The organism is Synechococcus sp. BSA11S, from assembly GCF_014224355.1.
Lineage (GTDB): Bacteria > Cyanobacteriota > Cyanobacteriia > PCC-6307 > Cyanobiaceae > Regnicoccus_A.
Genome location: NZ_VNWP01000002.1, coordinates 250,536 through 262,596, shown reverse-complemented (window position 1 = coordinate 262,596; position 12,061 = coordinate 250,536). Strand labels below are relative to the sequence as shown.

The window sequence follows — 12,061 nt, the reverse complement described above, 5'->3', positions numbered from 1 at the left end:
CCAGTTCCTGCTCCGTTTCCTCCAGGCGCATCAGCTCCTGCACCTGACGGCCCAGGGTGATCTCCTGCTCATGGGTCAGCAGCGGCACGCGGCCGATGTCGCGCAGGTACGAGCGCACCAGGTCGCCGGTAGGCACCAGGGACGAGGGGGAGGCTGAGGCGGCCACGGAGGGGGAGGGCATGGGGCCGAATCGGGGAGTTAGGAAACCTTTGTGTTTCGTAAATTACCACCGGACCACGGGTTCTCGCCAAGCGGGAGTGATCCGTCCCCCTGTTTCGTTGTGGCTGAGGCAACACTGGTGGGATGGGGCGCCCCTCCGGACGCCTGATGCCCTGATCCAGATCCAGCCCCGGCGCCACGGCGATGACGGCACAACGACTCCAGAAACTGCTGGCCGGTGCGGGGATCTGCTCCCGTCGCCGGGCCGAGGAGCTGATCCTGCAGGGACGGGTGACGGTGAACGGAGCCGTGGCGCGGCTGGGGGACCGGGCTGATCCGACCGGCGACCTGCTGGAGCTCGACGGAGCCCCGGTGAGCGTCGCGGCTCCCTCCCTGGCGGTGCTGCTCAACAAGCCTCGGGGTGTGATCTGCAGCTGCAATGATCCCGAGGGCCGCCCGACAGTGCTGGACCTGCTGCCCCAGGAGTTGAGCGAGGGCACCGGTCTGCACCCTGTCGGGCGGCTTGATGGCCAGAGCCGCGGGGCCCTGCTGCTCAGCAACGACGGCACGCTGACCCTGCGCCTCACCCACCCGCGCTTCGGCCACGTCAAGACCTATCGGGTCTGGGTGGCCGGAGATCCCCAGACCGCTGTGCTCGAGCGCTGGAGTCGGGGCGTGTCCCTGGACGGCCAGCCGAGCCAGCCGGTGGGGGTCAGGCGGCTGAAGGGCGACCGCAGGGGCACCCTGCTCGAGCTGGAGATGCGCGAGGGCAGAAACCGTCAGATCAGGCGTACCGCCGAGCTGCTGGGCCATCCCGTGCGCGATCTCGAGAGGGTGGCGATCGGGCCGGTGCGGCTCGGTGAGCTGCCGGAGGGACGCTGGCGCCACCTCAGCCCTCAAGAATGGAAGGAACTGGAGCCGCGGACCTGAGCCGCTGATCGATGCCATCCGCCAGGATTCCTCCAACCACGCCCTCCAGACGCTGGAGCTGGTGGCCCTGGCGCAAGGTGGGGCCCAGCCTGCCGGTTGAGCCCCGGGAGGATCCCTTGCTGCAGGCAGGCCGTCTGCTGCGCCAGCAACGGGAATCCCAGGGACTGAGCCTGCGGGAGCTGGCGATCGAGACCCGGGTGAGCACTCCCGTGCTCGAAGCTCTGGAGCGAGGTTGGCGTGAGCGCCTGCCCGAGCCGGCGTACCTCAGAACAATGCTGCCGCTGCTGGAGCAGCACCTCAGTCTGCCGGCCGGCTCCCTCGAGGGCGCCCTGCCTGACGAGCCCGAAACTCTCCAGCACGGAGCTGCCGGAGGTCAGGCCCTGCTCTCCCGGTTCACCCCGGGCTCGATCGATGTCTTCACCACCTGGCAGGGGACAGTGCTCTACGGGGGCCTGACCCTGGCGCTGATCTACGGCGTGAACCTGCAACAACGGCGACTCGCGGCCGAGAACCTGCTGGCCCTCAAACCGATCCCTCCCCTTCCGGCTGCGGAGCAACGGGCACCCGACCCGAACGCTGAACTGCTGCGGGCCTATCCAGATCTCAGGCCCCTGGACCAGGCGGCCAGCGGCGTGGCACAGCAGCAGGTGCTGGAGGGGCCCGTGGAGCCTCGGCCCGCCGCGGGGATCCTGCAGGCCACGCTCCGTCTGCCCACCCGCATCAGTCTGGAGAGTGAGGCCGGGATGAAGACCGAGCTCAACGGAGCCACAGGACAACTGGTGCTGCAACTGCAACCTCCCCTGCGCCTGCGGCTGGAACCAGCTCCAGCCGAGGGTTCGGTGCTCTGGGACGGCAAGCCCCTGGCCGCAGAGGCCGCCGGTGGCGGCCGTTACAGGCTGCCGCCGGGCACCGGCTCGGGCGCAGCGGTGCCCGTGCGCCGGTAGCGCTCCGCCAGCGTCTGAAGGCCCTCCAGTGGACCCTGAAGACTCTCGATCGACTGGTTCAGGCGCCAGGTCCAGTTCCCGGATGCGGTGCCGGGAGTGTTGAAGCGGGCCTGGTCATCAAGATGAAGCAGGTCCTGCAGCGGCACCACCGCCAGCTGGGCCGAGGACCCCAGGGCCAGTTCCAGCAGCTGCCAGCCCGGCGCATCGACGGTGCTTCCCACCAGCTCGCCCACCTGGCGACGCTGGTCCTCCTCCAGCTGCTGCCACCAGCTCATGCAGGTGGCGTTGTCGTGGGTTCCGGTGTACACCACCCAGTGGTCACCGTCGTAATTGGCGGGCAGGTAGGAGTTGTCGTCGTTGCCGTCGAAGGCGAACTGGAGAATCTTCATTCCGGGCAGAGCGAAGCGATCGCGCAGGGCCTCCACCTCGGGAGTGATCACCCCCAGGTCTTCGGCGATCAGGGGTAGGGCCGCTGCGGCACCTGCATCAACGGGCCGCTGCCGCCGCCAGCGCGCCTGCAGGCATGTCAGCAGGGCCTCGCCGGGGGACGGGCGCCAGTGGCCCTCCTGTGCTGTTTTGGCCTGGCCGGGCACGCTCCAGTACGACTCCAGCGCGCGAAAATGGTCAAGCCGCAGCAGGTCCAGCAGCTGCAGCTGGCGCTCCAGCCGCCGCATCCACCAGCGGAAGCCGGTGAGGCGATGCAGGCTCCACCGGTAAACCGGAGTTCCCCAGAGCTGGCCGGTGTCGGAGAAGTAATCGGGAGGCACACCGCTCTGCTCGCGCAGGGAGCCATCGGGGCGCACGGAGAACAAACGACGGTTCGCCCAGACATCGGCGCTGTCGTGGGCCACATAAAAGGGCAGATCACCGATCAGGCGCACGCCGCAGGCACTGGCGTGCTCGCGCAGATGGTGCCACTGCCTCTGGAGCTGCCATTGCAGCAAGGCTTCCTGGAGCAGAGGAGCCGCTTCCTGGCGATCAAGCCGGCGCAGGGCCAGGCGGCCACGCCGCGCCAGGGGCCCTGGCCAGGTCCACCACGGCTGCTGAGCGAAACGCTGACGCAGGACCATGAAGCGGCAGTGGTCACGCAGCCAGGCGCTTTCCTGCCTGCACCAGTGGGCGAAGGCCTGCCGGTGCTCCGGGCTCTGGGCCGGCCAGCGCTCCAGCAGCCGTTGCCCCAGGGCCGCAGCCCGCTGAGGTGCCACCTCCAGGTCAAGCCGCTCGCGGCTGCCCACCGGCAGACCGTCGGCGTCAGTCGACTCCAGGAACCCTTCATCCACCAGCACCTGGGCATCGAGGAACCAGGGGTTGAGGGCAAAGCCGCTGGGGGAGCTGTAGGGGGAGCCGGTGCCATCCGTGGGGGCCAGGGGCAGCAGCTGCCAGGCGGCGATGCCGGCGGCGGCCAGCTGGTCGATCCATTGGCGTGCCTCCAGACCGAAGCTTCCGCACCCCGGCGTGCCCGGCAGGGCGGTGGGGTGGAGCAGCACGCCGCATTGCCGGATGGAGGACCCGTGGTCGGAGCCGTTGGGCACGGGCATCAATCAGGCATGCGGTATCGGCTGATGATGGCCTTGGCGAAGGCCGGAATGTGGCGATCAGCCTGATCCGGGTGGTTGCGTCTCACCCAGATGGCGTTGCGGGTGAAGTGGGAATCGATCGAAAAGCGCCCGTATTCAAGCCCCTTGGGACCGAATCGGTTGACGAAGAAGCCCACCAGCTCCGCCAGCCAGAGAGGCAGTTTCAGGGCCTTGTCGTAGGCCTCGATTCCCTGCTGCACGGCGGCCCGACGATCCCCGTGGCTGGTCACCGGGGCGACGTCGAGTTCATCCTCCACCAGATCCAGCAGCTCCTGGCCCTTCGGGTTGCGCACCACCAGCCACTGGCGGCCGAAGCTGGCGCCCATGTAGCCGACCACCAGGTCGGCGCCGGCGTTGGTGTAGTCGAAGCAGCTCAGGCAGCTGGGGGCGAACACACCCTTGAGGTTGGGGGTGTCAAGCCCGAAGAACGGCACGGTTTCCTCGCTGCCGTCGCTGTGGCGGAAGTGGATGCGGAAGTCCTGCATGAACTCGTAGTGCACCACGGTGTCGGGCGAGCGGCTGGCGCTCTCCAGGAAGGTCTGCAGCCCGCTTCGGCTGACGTTGTCGACGCAGGGCATGCCCAGCACGTGGAGAGCGTCGAGCGGCAGGGTGTCCTGAACAGCGCGCAGGGCCTGGATCTGGCAGCCCACTCCGATCGCCAGCAGCCGGCGGATGCCGCTGCCCGGCAGCTGCTGCAGCACCTCCAGGTTGGGGGAGAGCGTGGGTTTGTTCACCCTGGCGGCCAGCACCTCTTCGGGTGTTCGCGCCAGCACCGGCACCGGGGTGAAGCGATCGTCCGGACTCTGCTGCACGCACAGCACGGCATCCACCAGACCGCTCTCGAGGGCCCGCACGCCGATCCGGCTGACGATGCCGGTCCACTGGGCCCCCTCGATCGGTGCCCGCAGGCGGGCACTGAACATGCGCTGATGCACCCCGAAATAGAGCTCGTCGTCGTTCTCGAGATCACGGCTGCGGCCATGGGCCCGCTCCTCCATCCGATCGAAGCTCTGGGTGAGGAAGGCACAGGCACTGCGCACGTAAGCCACCCAGCCCGTATCGCACAGGCCGCACTCGCTGCAAAGGTCACGGGCCGGTTTGAGGCTGCCCTTGGCCAGGGGACGGGCCCGCTGATGGGGAGCCAGCTGGCTGCCGGAGCCGGAGGCGGCAGCCGGAGTGGGGCCTGAACGGGGAGCGGCGCTCAATGCGGAAACCCGACGGGGACGTGGGGTTCCTCAACCTATCGGCCGCGGCTCCGGCTCTGGAGAAGCTGCGTCAAAGTGAGGTGATTCCTCAGGCCAAGCCGCTCGTGGCAGACAAGCCTCAGTCCCGAACACGCCCCAGGAGAACCCGAAGCGGTCCCTGGAGGTGGCTGGCGGGGCTGGGCCTGGGGGCCCTCGGTCTGGTCATCTCGGTGGGCCTGCTCGATGGTCTCTGGCCTCCGCCGGATCAGGAGCTGAGCAGTGAGGTGGAGAGCGGCGACAAGGCCCCCCTGGCCAATCCCCCCAGCCGTCCGATCACCGTGCTGGTGATCGGCAGCGACGCCGATCGCCTGGCCGCCGCCACCAACGGCGCCGCACCGGCTGGGGCCGCCAACAGCGACAGCCTGCTCCTTGTGAGGGTGGATCCTGAGGGCCCCCTGCAGGTGCTGGCCATTCCCACGGAACTGGCCGTGAAATTGCCCGGGCGAAAGAAGCTGCAGCCACTCGGATCGTTGTACCGCCAAGGGGGAGCGGCCCTGAGTGCAGGCGCGGTGGCCGAGCTGGTGGGGCTGGACCCTGGCCAGCCCGAGCGCTACGTGGTGCTGCCTCGCTCGGCCCTGCGCGAACTGGTCGACGGCCTGGGCGGGCTGGAGCTGAACCTGGATCAGCCCCTGCGCTACAGCGACAAGAGCCAGGCCTTCAGCATTGATCTTCAGGGCGGGCTGCAGCGGCTGAAGGGGGACCAGGTGGAGCAACTGGTGCGCTACCGCGACAAGGCAGGGGGCGAAGCGGGTCGCCGGAAGAGGCAGGAGCTGGTGATCGGCCAACTGGTGGGTGAGCTGACCCGGCCTGACCAGTGGGCCCAGTTGCCCGAACGCTGGCAGCGGCTGACCACCCAGCTCGACACCAACCTCAGCCAGGGCGAGGCCCTCAGCCTGCTCACCGCCGGCCTGGGTCAGGAGAAGGCGCCCCGCTTCAGCCAGGTTCCCCTGGAATCGCCAGCGAAACCGGATCAGACCCTGCGGCAGATCAGCGCCAAAGCCCCATCGCCGCTGTGGCCGAGCCCTTGAGCGGCTACCTGGCCTCCGCCGTGATCCGGCTCCAGCGCCTTCCCAGGCTCAGGCACAGACTGAGATCCGCCTCTTCAGCCTCCCCGGCTGCTGCCGAGCCTGGGGAGTGGGTGAGCCCCCCAAGCCAGAGGAGTCCATCGCGGCGGCGAGCCTCCCGATCGAAGCCACCACCCCACTGGATCAGCCCCAGCAGAGGAACCCCACTGCACTTCATCAGGGCGGTGCAGGCCGCCGGCAGCCCCCCATCCGCCTGGTGTGACTCAATCAGCAGGACAACCGGTTGGCGCCAGGCCCCGAGCAGCTCCGACCAGCGCCCCCCCCAGGGCTGCCAGCGGCCGGGATCCAGGGGCAACGGCACCACCCAGGATCCCCCTCGGCTGTTCAGCTCGGCCATCACGGCATCCACGCCGGCTTGGTCGTCTTCGTGCAGGGAAGGCATCGCCAGGGCAGGAACCCCGATCAGCTCCGCCAGACGGCCGGCGGCCTCCTCCACCGCATCGGACGCACCCGCAGCGGCGGCCCCCACCAGGACCAGGCGCAACGGAGCCTCTGGGGCCCTGGGGCTGGCGGGTATCCCTGGAGCCTTCATCATTGTTTGCCCTCGCGGGACAGGGAGCCTTCTACCATCAAGCTTCTGCCCTGCTCGCTCACGCCTGCCGTGACCAGTTTCTTGACTGCTGAACGGGTGGAGCAGGACACCAGGCCCCATGACACCCGCCGTCTGAGGTTGTTCAGCGGCACGTCCAATCCTGCCCTGGCCAGGGAGATCGCCAGCTACCTGGGCGTTCCCGATGGTCCGCGGGTGATCAAGCGCTTCGCCGACGGCGAGCTCTACATCCAGATCCAGGAATCGATCCGCGGCTGCGACGTCTTCCTGATCCAGCCCACCTGCGCTCCGGTGAACGATCACCTGATGGAGCTGCTGATCATGGTGGACGCCTGCCGCCGGGCCTCCGCACGCCAGATCACCGCTGTGGTTCCGTACTACGGCTACGCCCGCGCCGACCGCAAGACCGCCGGGAGGGAATCGATCACAGCCAAGCTGGTGGCCAATCTGCTGACCCAGTCGGGCGTTGATCGGGTGCTGGCCATGGATCTGCATTCCTCCCAGATCCAGGGGTATTTCGACATTCCCTGCGACCACATCTACGGCTCGCCGGTCCTGGTCGACTACCTCTCCGCCAGGGACCTGGGTGAGATGGTGGTGGTCTCCCCCGATGTGGGCGGGGTGGCCCGGGCCCGGGCCTTCGCCAAACGCATGCACGATGCGCCCCTGGCGATTATCGACAAACGTCGCTCCGATCACAACGTGGCCGAAAGCCTCACGGTGATCGGCGACGTGGCTGGCAAGACGGCGGTCTTGATCGACGACATGATCGACACCGGCGGCACGATCTGCCAGGGGGCCCGCCTGTTGCGCAGGGAGGGAGCCAGGCGGGTCCTGGCCTGCGCCACCCATGCGGTCTTTTCACCGCCGGCCATCGAGCGCCTCTCGGAGCCGGGACTGATCGAGGAGGTGCTGGTCACCAACAGCATCCCGATCACCGACGAGCGCAATTTTCCCCAGCTGCAGGTCCTGTCGGTGGCCAAAATGCTGGGAGAAGCCATCTGGCGCATCCATGAAGAGAGCTCGGTGAGCTCGATGTTCCGCTAGGCCCTGTCCCCTCGCCCACGACTGCCATCCCGTTCCGACATCTGCTCCCCTGCCGGGTCCGGCTCAAGCGAGCCCTGCCGGCCCTGGCCACCGTGGTGGTCACCACGTCCCTGCAGGCACTGGGAGCCCTGCCGGCCCTGGCCGCCAGCCAAAGGGTCGGGGTCTGGCTGACCAACAGCCCCAGCCCCCTCTATTACGACGCCGGGCTGATCGAGAAGGCGGTGGGCGAGCTCGACGCCGCCGGCTTCAACACCCTCTACCCCAACGTCTGGAGCCGGGGCTACACGTTCCATCGCAGCCGCTTCGCGCCGATCGAGCCGAAGCTGAAGCAGGTGAATGCCTCCCTTGATCCCATCTGCCGCATCACCAAGGCCGGCCAGCGTCGGGGGATGAAAGTGATCCCCTGGTTCGAGTACGGCCTGATGGAGCCGGCCGATGCCGAGGTGGTTCGCCGGCATCCCGAATGGGTGTTGCACCGCAGCGACGGATCCACCCTCTACGCGATGCACGGGGCCAACCTCAAGACCTCCCCCCTCAAGGATCTGCGGGTGTGGCTGAATCCGGCCCATCCCGGCGTGCGCGAGCGGGTGATCGGCCTGATCGGTGAAATCGTGAAGCGCTGCGGCGTGGACGGGATCCAGCTCGATGACCATTTCGCCTGGCCGGTGGAGCTCGGCTACGACGCCTACACCCGTGCCCTGTTCCGCAAGGACAAGGGCCGCGAGCCACCACGTGACTACAACAACCGCGAGTGGATGACCTGGCGGCGCCAGCAGCTCACAGGATTGCTGCGGGAATTGCGCGCCAGGATGAAGAGCGAACGCAGCGGGGCCGTGATCAGCCACTCACCCGGGCCGTTCCGCTTCGCCTACAACCACTGGCTGCAGGACTGGGAGATCTGGGCCCTCGGACAGCTGGTGGATGAGCTGGTGGTCCAGAACTACGCCTACTCCGTGGCCGGGTTCACCAAGGACCTCGACCAGTCGGCCCTGGTCAAGGCCAGGCGCTGGGGCATGCCCGTGCAGATTGGCGTGCTGGCGGGATTCGGCGGGCGCACCACCTCTACAGCGGTGCTGAAGCAGAAGGTGGAGCAGGTCTCCAGGCGCGGCCTGGGTGTGATCTATTTCTACTGGGAGGGTCTCTGGGGCACCTACGGGGGGCCGGAAGGGGCGACGGCCCGTCGCTCCTCCTTCCAGCGCCTGCACGGGGCCCTCTACCCGGATCCCTACCCCCGCAGCTCCCGCCCCAGGCTCTGATCCACCACCTCCCGGGTGTTGGCCGAGAGCCCGGATCCGGCGAGTTGCTCCATCGCCTCCCGCATCCTCCTGCCGCGATCCGGCCCATAGCTCTGCCAGCGACTGAACACCTTGGCCATCCGCGATGCCGTGATCGGGTTGCGCTGGTCGAGCCGGGCGATCTGCTCAGCCATGAAGCGGTAACCACTGCCATCGGCGGCGTGGAAGATCGGTGTGTTGGCCACCAGGCCACCCAGGACCGCCCGCACCGAGTTCGGGGCCGCCGGGTCATAGCGGGGATGCCCCAACAGGGTCTCAACCCGCTCCAGGCCATCGGCGAAGGGAGCCGAAGCCTCGAGGTTGAACCAGGCATCGAGGATGACAGGCTTCTGCTGCCAGCGCCCATAGAAGGCTGCCATCGCCCGCTCCCGCTCGGCAACAGCCAGGGGTTGCAGGGCCCGCAACCCTGCCCGCGCCAGGGTCATCGATGGCCCATCCACCGCGGCCGCGGCCTCGGCCATCACCGCCCTGTCGCCGGCGGCAGCGCGCCAGGCCCAGACCAGCCCCGTGAGCTGTCGATCGCCGACGCCCCCGGGCCAGGGAAGCTCCCACTGGGGCCGACAGCGCTCCAGGCAGTCCGCCAGGGGGTCGGCCAGCTTGTCGCCGAAGCGGGCCTGGAGATCTCTGATCGCCGCGAACAGCGCCGGCGGATCCGGCTGGTCGGTGGCCGCCTCCAGCTCGGCCAGACCCGGCATCGTCAACAGGGCACAGCGGTTGCCGTCGCTGAGGGTGCCCTCCAGCAGGATCCGCCCGAACGCCGCCACCAGGCCGTCCTCGAGAGCCTCATCGGGATCCCCGCCCGCGCGGTGCAGCAGCACCTGGCGCAGCAACTCCTGTCCGGCATCCCAGCGGGCCAGCGGCTCGCCGTCGCTGCTGAGCAGATGCAGCAGTTCCGTGACCGGGCGCTTGAACTCCAGCTGCACCGGAGCTGAAAATCGCCGCAGCAGTGAGAGAGCCGGCGGGTGGCTGTGGGGTTCGAACCCCTCGAACACCACGGTCTGCTCGGCCTGATCGATCACCAGCAAGCGGGTGAGCGGCCCCCAGGCGTGGTCAAGGCAGGCGGCCTCGGCGGTGGCGCTCGCTTCTCCTGGATACCGCAGCAGCAGGGGTTCACCGGCCTGATCAACCGCCCCCAGAGCGAGGGGGATCACCAGCGGTGGCTTGCTCGACTGGCCCGGGGTGGCAGGAGTGTGCTGGCTGATGGTCAGTGTCAGGCGACCATCCTCCTCATCCCAGAGGCGTTTCAGCGCCAGCTGCGGGGTGCCCGCCTGGTGATACCAGCGGCGGAACTGGTCAAAGCAGAAGCCGCTGGCCGTGGCACTGCCGCCATCGTTCGCGGACAACTCACCGGCGGCGTCCTGCATGGCCTGCACGAAGTCGTCACAGGTGGCGGCGGTGCCGTCATGGCGTTGCACATAGGTGGCCATCCCACGCATGAACGTGTCGTGACCAAGCAGGGTGTGCAGCATGCGGATCACCTCCGCACCTTTTTCATAGATCGTCGTGGTGTAGAAGTTGTCGATCGCCTGGTAGTGATCAGGTTGTACAGGGTGGGCGGTGGGTCCGGCATCTTCACGAAACTGGGTGTTGCGCAGCATCGCTACGTCTTCGATTCGCTTCAGCGTTGGTGCATGCAGATCCGCTGTGAAACTCTGATCCCTGAATACAGTGAGACCCTCCTTGAGGGAGAGCTGAAACCAGTCGCGGCAGGTGATGCGGTTGCCCGTCCAGTTGTGGAAATACTCATGGGCGATCACACTCTCGATCCGCTCCAGTTCGGCATCGGTGGCCGTGGCGGCATCAGCGAGCACCAGCTTGGAGTTGAAGATGTTGAGGCTTTTGTTCTCCATGGCGCCCATGTTGAAATGGCGCACAGCCACGATGTTGTATTCATCGAGGTCGTACTCCAGCCCATAGACACGCTCATCCCAGGCCATCGAGCGCTGCAACGAGCGCATGGCATGGGCCGTGTAGGGGGTATCCCCGGGCTCCACATGAAGGCGCAGCTGCACCGTCCGTCCACTGGCGGTGGTGAAGGTGTCGCGAACCTCCTCGAGGACTCCGGCCACCAGGGCGAACAGGTAGGAGGGCTTGGGGAAGGGATCGTCCCAGACGGCATAGTGACGCACTCCCTCATCAGAATCGGCGGGCAGCTCGCCCCGCTCGATGCAATTGCCGTTGGAGAGCAGAACGGGACACTCCCCACGGTCTGCCTCGATCCGCACCCGGAACAGGCTGAGCACATCGGGGCGATCAGGGTGGAGGGTGATGCGCCTGAACCCCTCCGCCTCGCACTGGGTGGTGACCATGCCACCACTGGCATAGAGCCCCTCGAGACTGGTGTTCTCCCGGGGGTGGAGGCGCACCTGGCTGTCCAGGCGAAACGGCTGGCCGGGAAGGTTGGTGAGGATGTAGGCGTCGCCGTCCCTGCGGATCTCTTCGGGCGCCAGGGGCTGGCCATCGAGGCTGAGGGAGAGCAGCTCGAACCCTGCTCCGCGCAGCACCAGCGGCTCGGGGCCGCTCGCCAGGGGTTCCAGCAGCAGGGTGGACGCCACCAGGGCCTGCTCGCCGAGAAGGCGCACCGTCAGATCGGTGCGCACAAGCCGGTAGGGGAAAGGGCGATAGTCAGCCAGCCGCACGACACTCATCAAGCCAGAGGGGACAGGGCGTTCTGATCCTGGCGCCCCGATCCCCGGGCCTGAGTCTCCGCACACGAACGGCGATCACCAGGGGAGCGGACCTCGGCCCTGGCCTGTGTTGCAGCCCACCTGGGATCCCAGCAGGGCCCCCAGGGGAACCACCCAGGTGCGCCCGTCACCGCGGGAGGCGGCGTACCCAAGTCCACCGCCGAGGACCCCGCCCACCAGGCGGCCGATCGAGCAGCGCTGCTGCAGGGCCTGGGCCTCTTCCCAGGTCCTGGGCACAGGCGGCTGCCCGAAGGGCGTGGTGCCGTTGGGAGCCTGGCTGTTGTAGTCCTGGTAGGGGGCGGGGGGCCAGTTCCGGGTCGGGACCGCTGGGTAGCCCCGATAATCGCGGTAGCCCTGGTTGTACACCTGTGCCGAGGCGGCCGCAGGCAGGAGTGTGGAGAGGCCGCAGGCTCCGGCCGCGAGCAGAAGGGTGAGCCGGCGAGTCATGGTGCTCATGGTGGTCAAGCTGAGGAACAGCCCCGAAGGGATGCCATCAGCAAAGCCACCAGGGCCACCTGAACTGCAACTGGGAAGGGGGTCGGA

At 68.0% G+C, this 12,061-nt stretch carries 11 protein-coding genes; 5 read left to right on the top strand and 6 right to left on the bottom strand.

The annotated features are described in order from the left end of the window. Positions 1 to 181, bottom strand: a 181-nt coding sequence (locus FPZ61_RS03170; protein ID WP_304623080.1) for a sigma-70 factor domain-containing protein, incomplete at its 3' end; no start/stop codon positions are given. 182 nt (positions 182 to 363) lie between these two features. Here FPZ61_RS03170 and FPZ61_RS03165 point away from each other — a divergent pair. Continuing rightward, positions 364 to 1,089 carry a pseudouridine synthase gene (locus FPZ61_RS03165; protein WP_185464430.1) on the top strand — a complete coding sequence of 242 codons (726 nt, stop codon included), beginning with the start codon at positions 364 to 366 and terminating at the stop codon, positions 1,087 to 1,089. Between the two features lie 11 nt (positions 1,090 to 1,100). After that, positions 1,101 to 2,033: a RodZ family helix-turn-helix domain-containing protein gene (locus FPZ61_RS03160; RefSeq protein WP_185464431.1), complete on the top strand. Its 933-nt coding sequence runs from the start codon at positions 1,101 to 1,103 to the stop codon at positions 2,031 to 2,033. Here FPZ61_RS03160 and malQ read toward each other — a convergent pair. Beyond that, on the bottom strand, positions 1,979 to 3,571 hold the full coding sequence (gene malQ, locus FPZ61_RS03155) for a 4-alpha-glucanotransferase (protein WP_185464432.1): 1,593 nt from the start codon (positions 3,569 to 3,571) through the stop codon (positions 1,979 to 1,981). The genes FPZ61_RS03160 and malQ overlap by 55 nt on opposite strands. Next, positions 3,571 to 4,755 (bottom strand): Coenzyme F420 hydrogenase/dehydrogenase, beta subunit C-terminal domain, encoded by a 1,185-nt coding sequence (locus FPZ61_RS03150; protein WP_185464672.1) that lies wholly within the window; start codon positions 4,753 to 4,755, stop codon positions 3,571 to 3,573. The genes malQ and FPZ61_RS03150 overlap by 1 nt, the downstream gene beginning before the upstream one ends. 59 nt (positions 4,756 to 4,814) lie before the next feature. Here FPZ61_RS03150 and FPZ61_RS03145 point away from each other — a divergent pair, with 59 nt between their 5' ends. Then, a complete protein-coding gene (locus tag FPZ61_RS03145; RefSeq protein ID WP_185464433.1) occupies positions 4,815 to 5,882 on the top strand; it encodes an LCP family protein in 1,068 nt (355 codons plus the stop codon). 4 nt (positions 5,883 to 5,886) lie between these two features. Here the strand turns inward: FPZ61_RS03145 and FPZ61_RS03140 are convergent, their stop codons facing one another. Continuing rightward, positions 5,887 to 6,471 carry a hypothetical protein gene (locus FPZ61_RS03140; RefSeq protein WP_185464434.1) on the bottom strand — a complete coding sequence of 195 codons (585 nt, stop codon included), beginning with the start codon at positions 6,469 to 6,471 and terminating at the stop codon, positions 5,887 to 5,889. 69 nt (positions 6,472 to 6,540) lie between these two features. Between FPZ61_RS03140 and FPZ61_RS03135 the strand changes: the two genes are divergently transcribed. Both FPZ61_RS03135 and FPZ61_RS03130 read left to right on the top strand, forming a co-directional pair. Continuing rightward, the gene (locus FPZ61_RS03135; RefSeq protein ID WP_185464435.1) at positions 6,541 to 7,536 is read left to right on the top strand and encodes a ribose-phosphate pyrophosphokinase; all 996 of its coding nucleotides are present in this window, start codon (positions 6,541 to 6,543) and stop codon (positions 7,534 to 7,536) included. Positions 7,537 to 7,631: 95 nt separating this feature from the next. Then, positions 7,632 to 8,792: a glycoside hydrolase family 10 protein gene (locus tag FPZ61_RS03130; protein ID WP_370594261.1), complete on the top strand. Its 1,161-nt coding sequence runs from the start codon at positions 7,632 to 7,634 to the stop codon at positions 8,790 to 8,792. On the opposite strand, the gene pepN is transcribed toward FPZ61_RS03130, so the two are convergent. Together pepN and FPZ61_RS03120 are read right to left on the bottom strand one after the other, a co-directional pair. Continuing rightward, positions 8,762 to 11,479: an aminopeptidase N gene (gene pepN / locus FPZ61_RS03125; RefSeq protein ID WP_185474739.1), complete on the bottom strand. Its 2,718-nt coding sequence runs from the start codon at positions 11,477 to 11,479 to the stop codon at positions 8,762 to 8,764. The genes FPZ61_RS03130 and pepN overlap by 31 nt on opposite strands. Before the next feature lie 75 nt (positions 11,480 to 11,554). Then, entirely contained in the window at positions 11,555 to 11,974 is a 420-nt protein-coding gene (locus FPZ61_RS03120; protein WP_185464437.1) for a hypothetical protein, read from the bottom strand. Between the last annotated feature and the right edge of the window lie 87 nt (positions 11,975 to 12,061).

Coding starts and splice junctions, on each gene's coding strand:
- FPZ61_RS03145 (WP_185464433.1), top strand. CDS start 4,815: ATGCGGAAACCCGACGGGGACGTGGGGTTCCTCAACCTATCGGCCGCG.
- malQ (WP_185464432.1), bottom strand. CDS start 3,571: ATGCCCGTGCCCAACGGCTCCGACCACGGGTCCTCCATCCGGCAATGC.
- FPZ61_RS03120 (WP_185464437.1), bottom strand. CDS start 11,974: ATGAGCACCATGACTCGCCGGCTCACCCTTCTGCTCGCGGCCGGAGCC.
- FPZ61_RS03165 (WP_185464430.1), top strand. CDS start 364: ATGACGGCACAACGACTCCAGAAACTGCTGGCCGGTGCGGGGATCTGC.
- pepN (WP_185474739.1), bottom strand. CDS start 11,479: ATGAGTGTCGTGCGGCTGGCTGACTATCGCCCTTTCCCCTACCGGCTT.
- FPZ61_RS03160 (WP_185464431.1), top strand. CDS start 1,101: ATGCCATCCGCCAGGATTCCTCCAACCACGCCCTCCAGACGCTGGAGC.
- FPZ61_RS03140 (WP_185464434.1), bottom strand. CDS start 6,471: ATGAAGGCTCCAGGGATACCCGCCAGCCCCAGGGCCCCAGAGGCTCCG.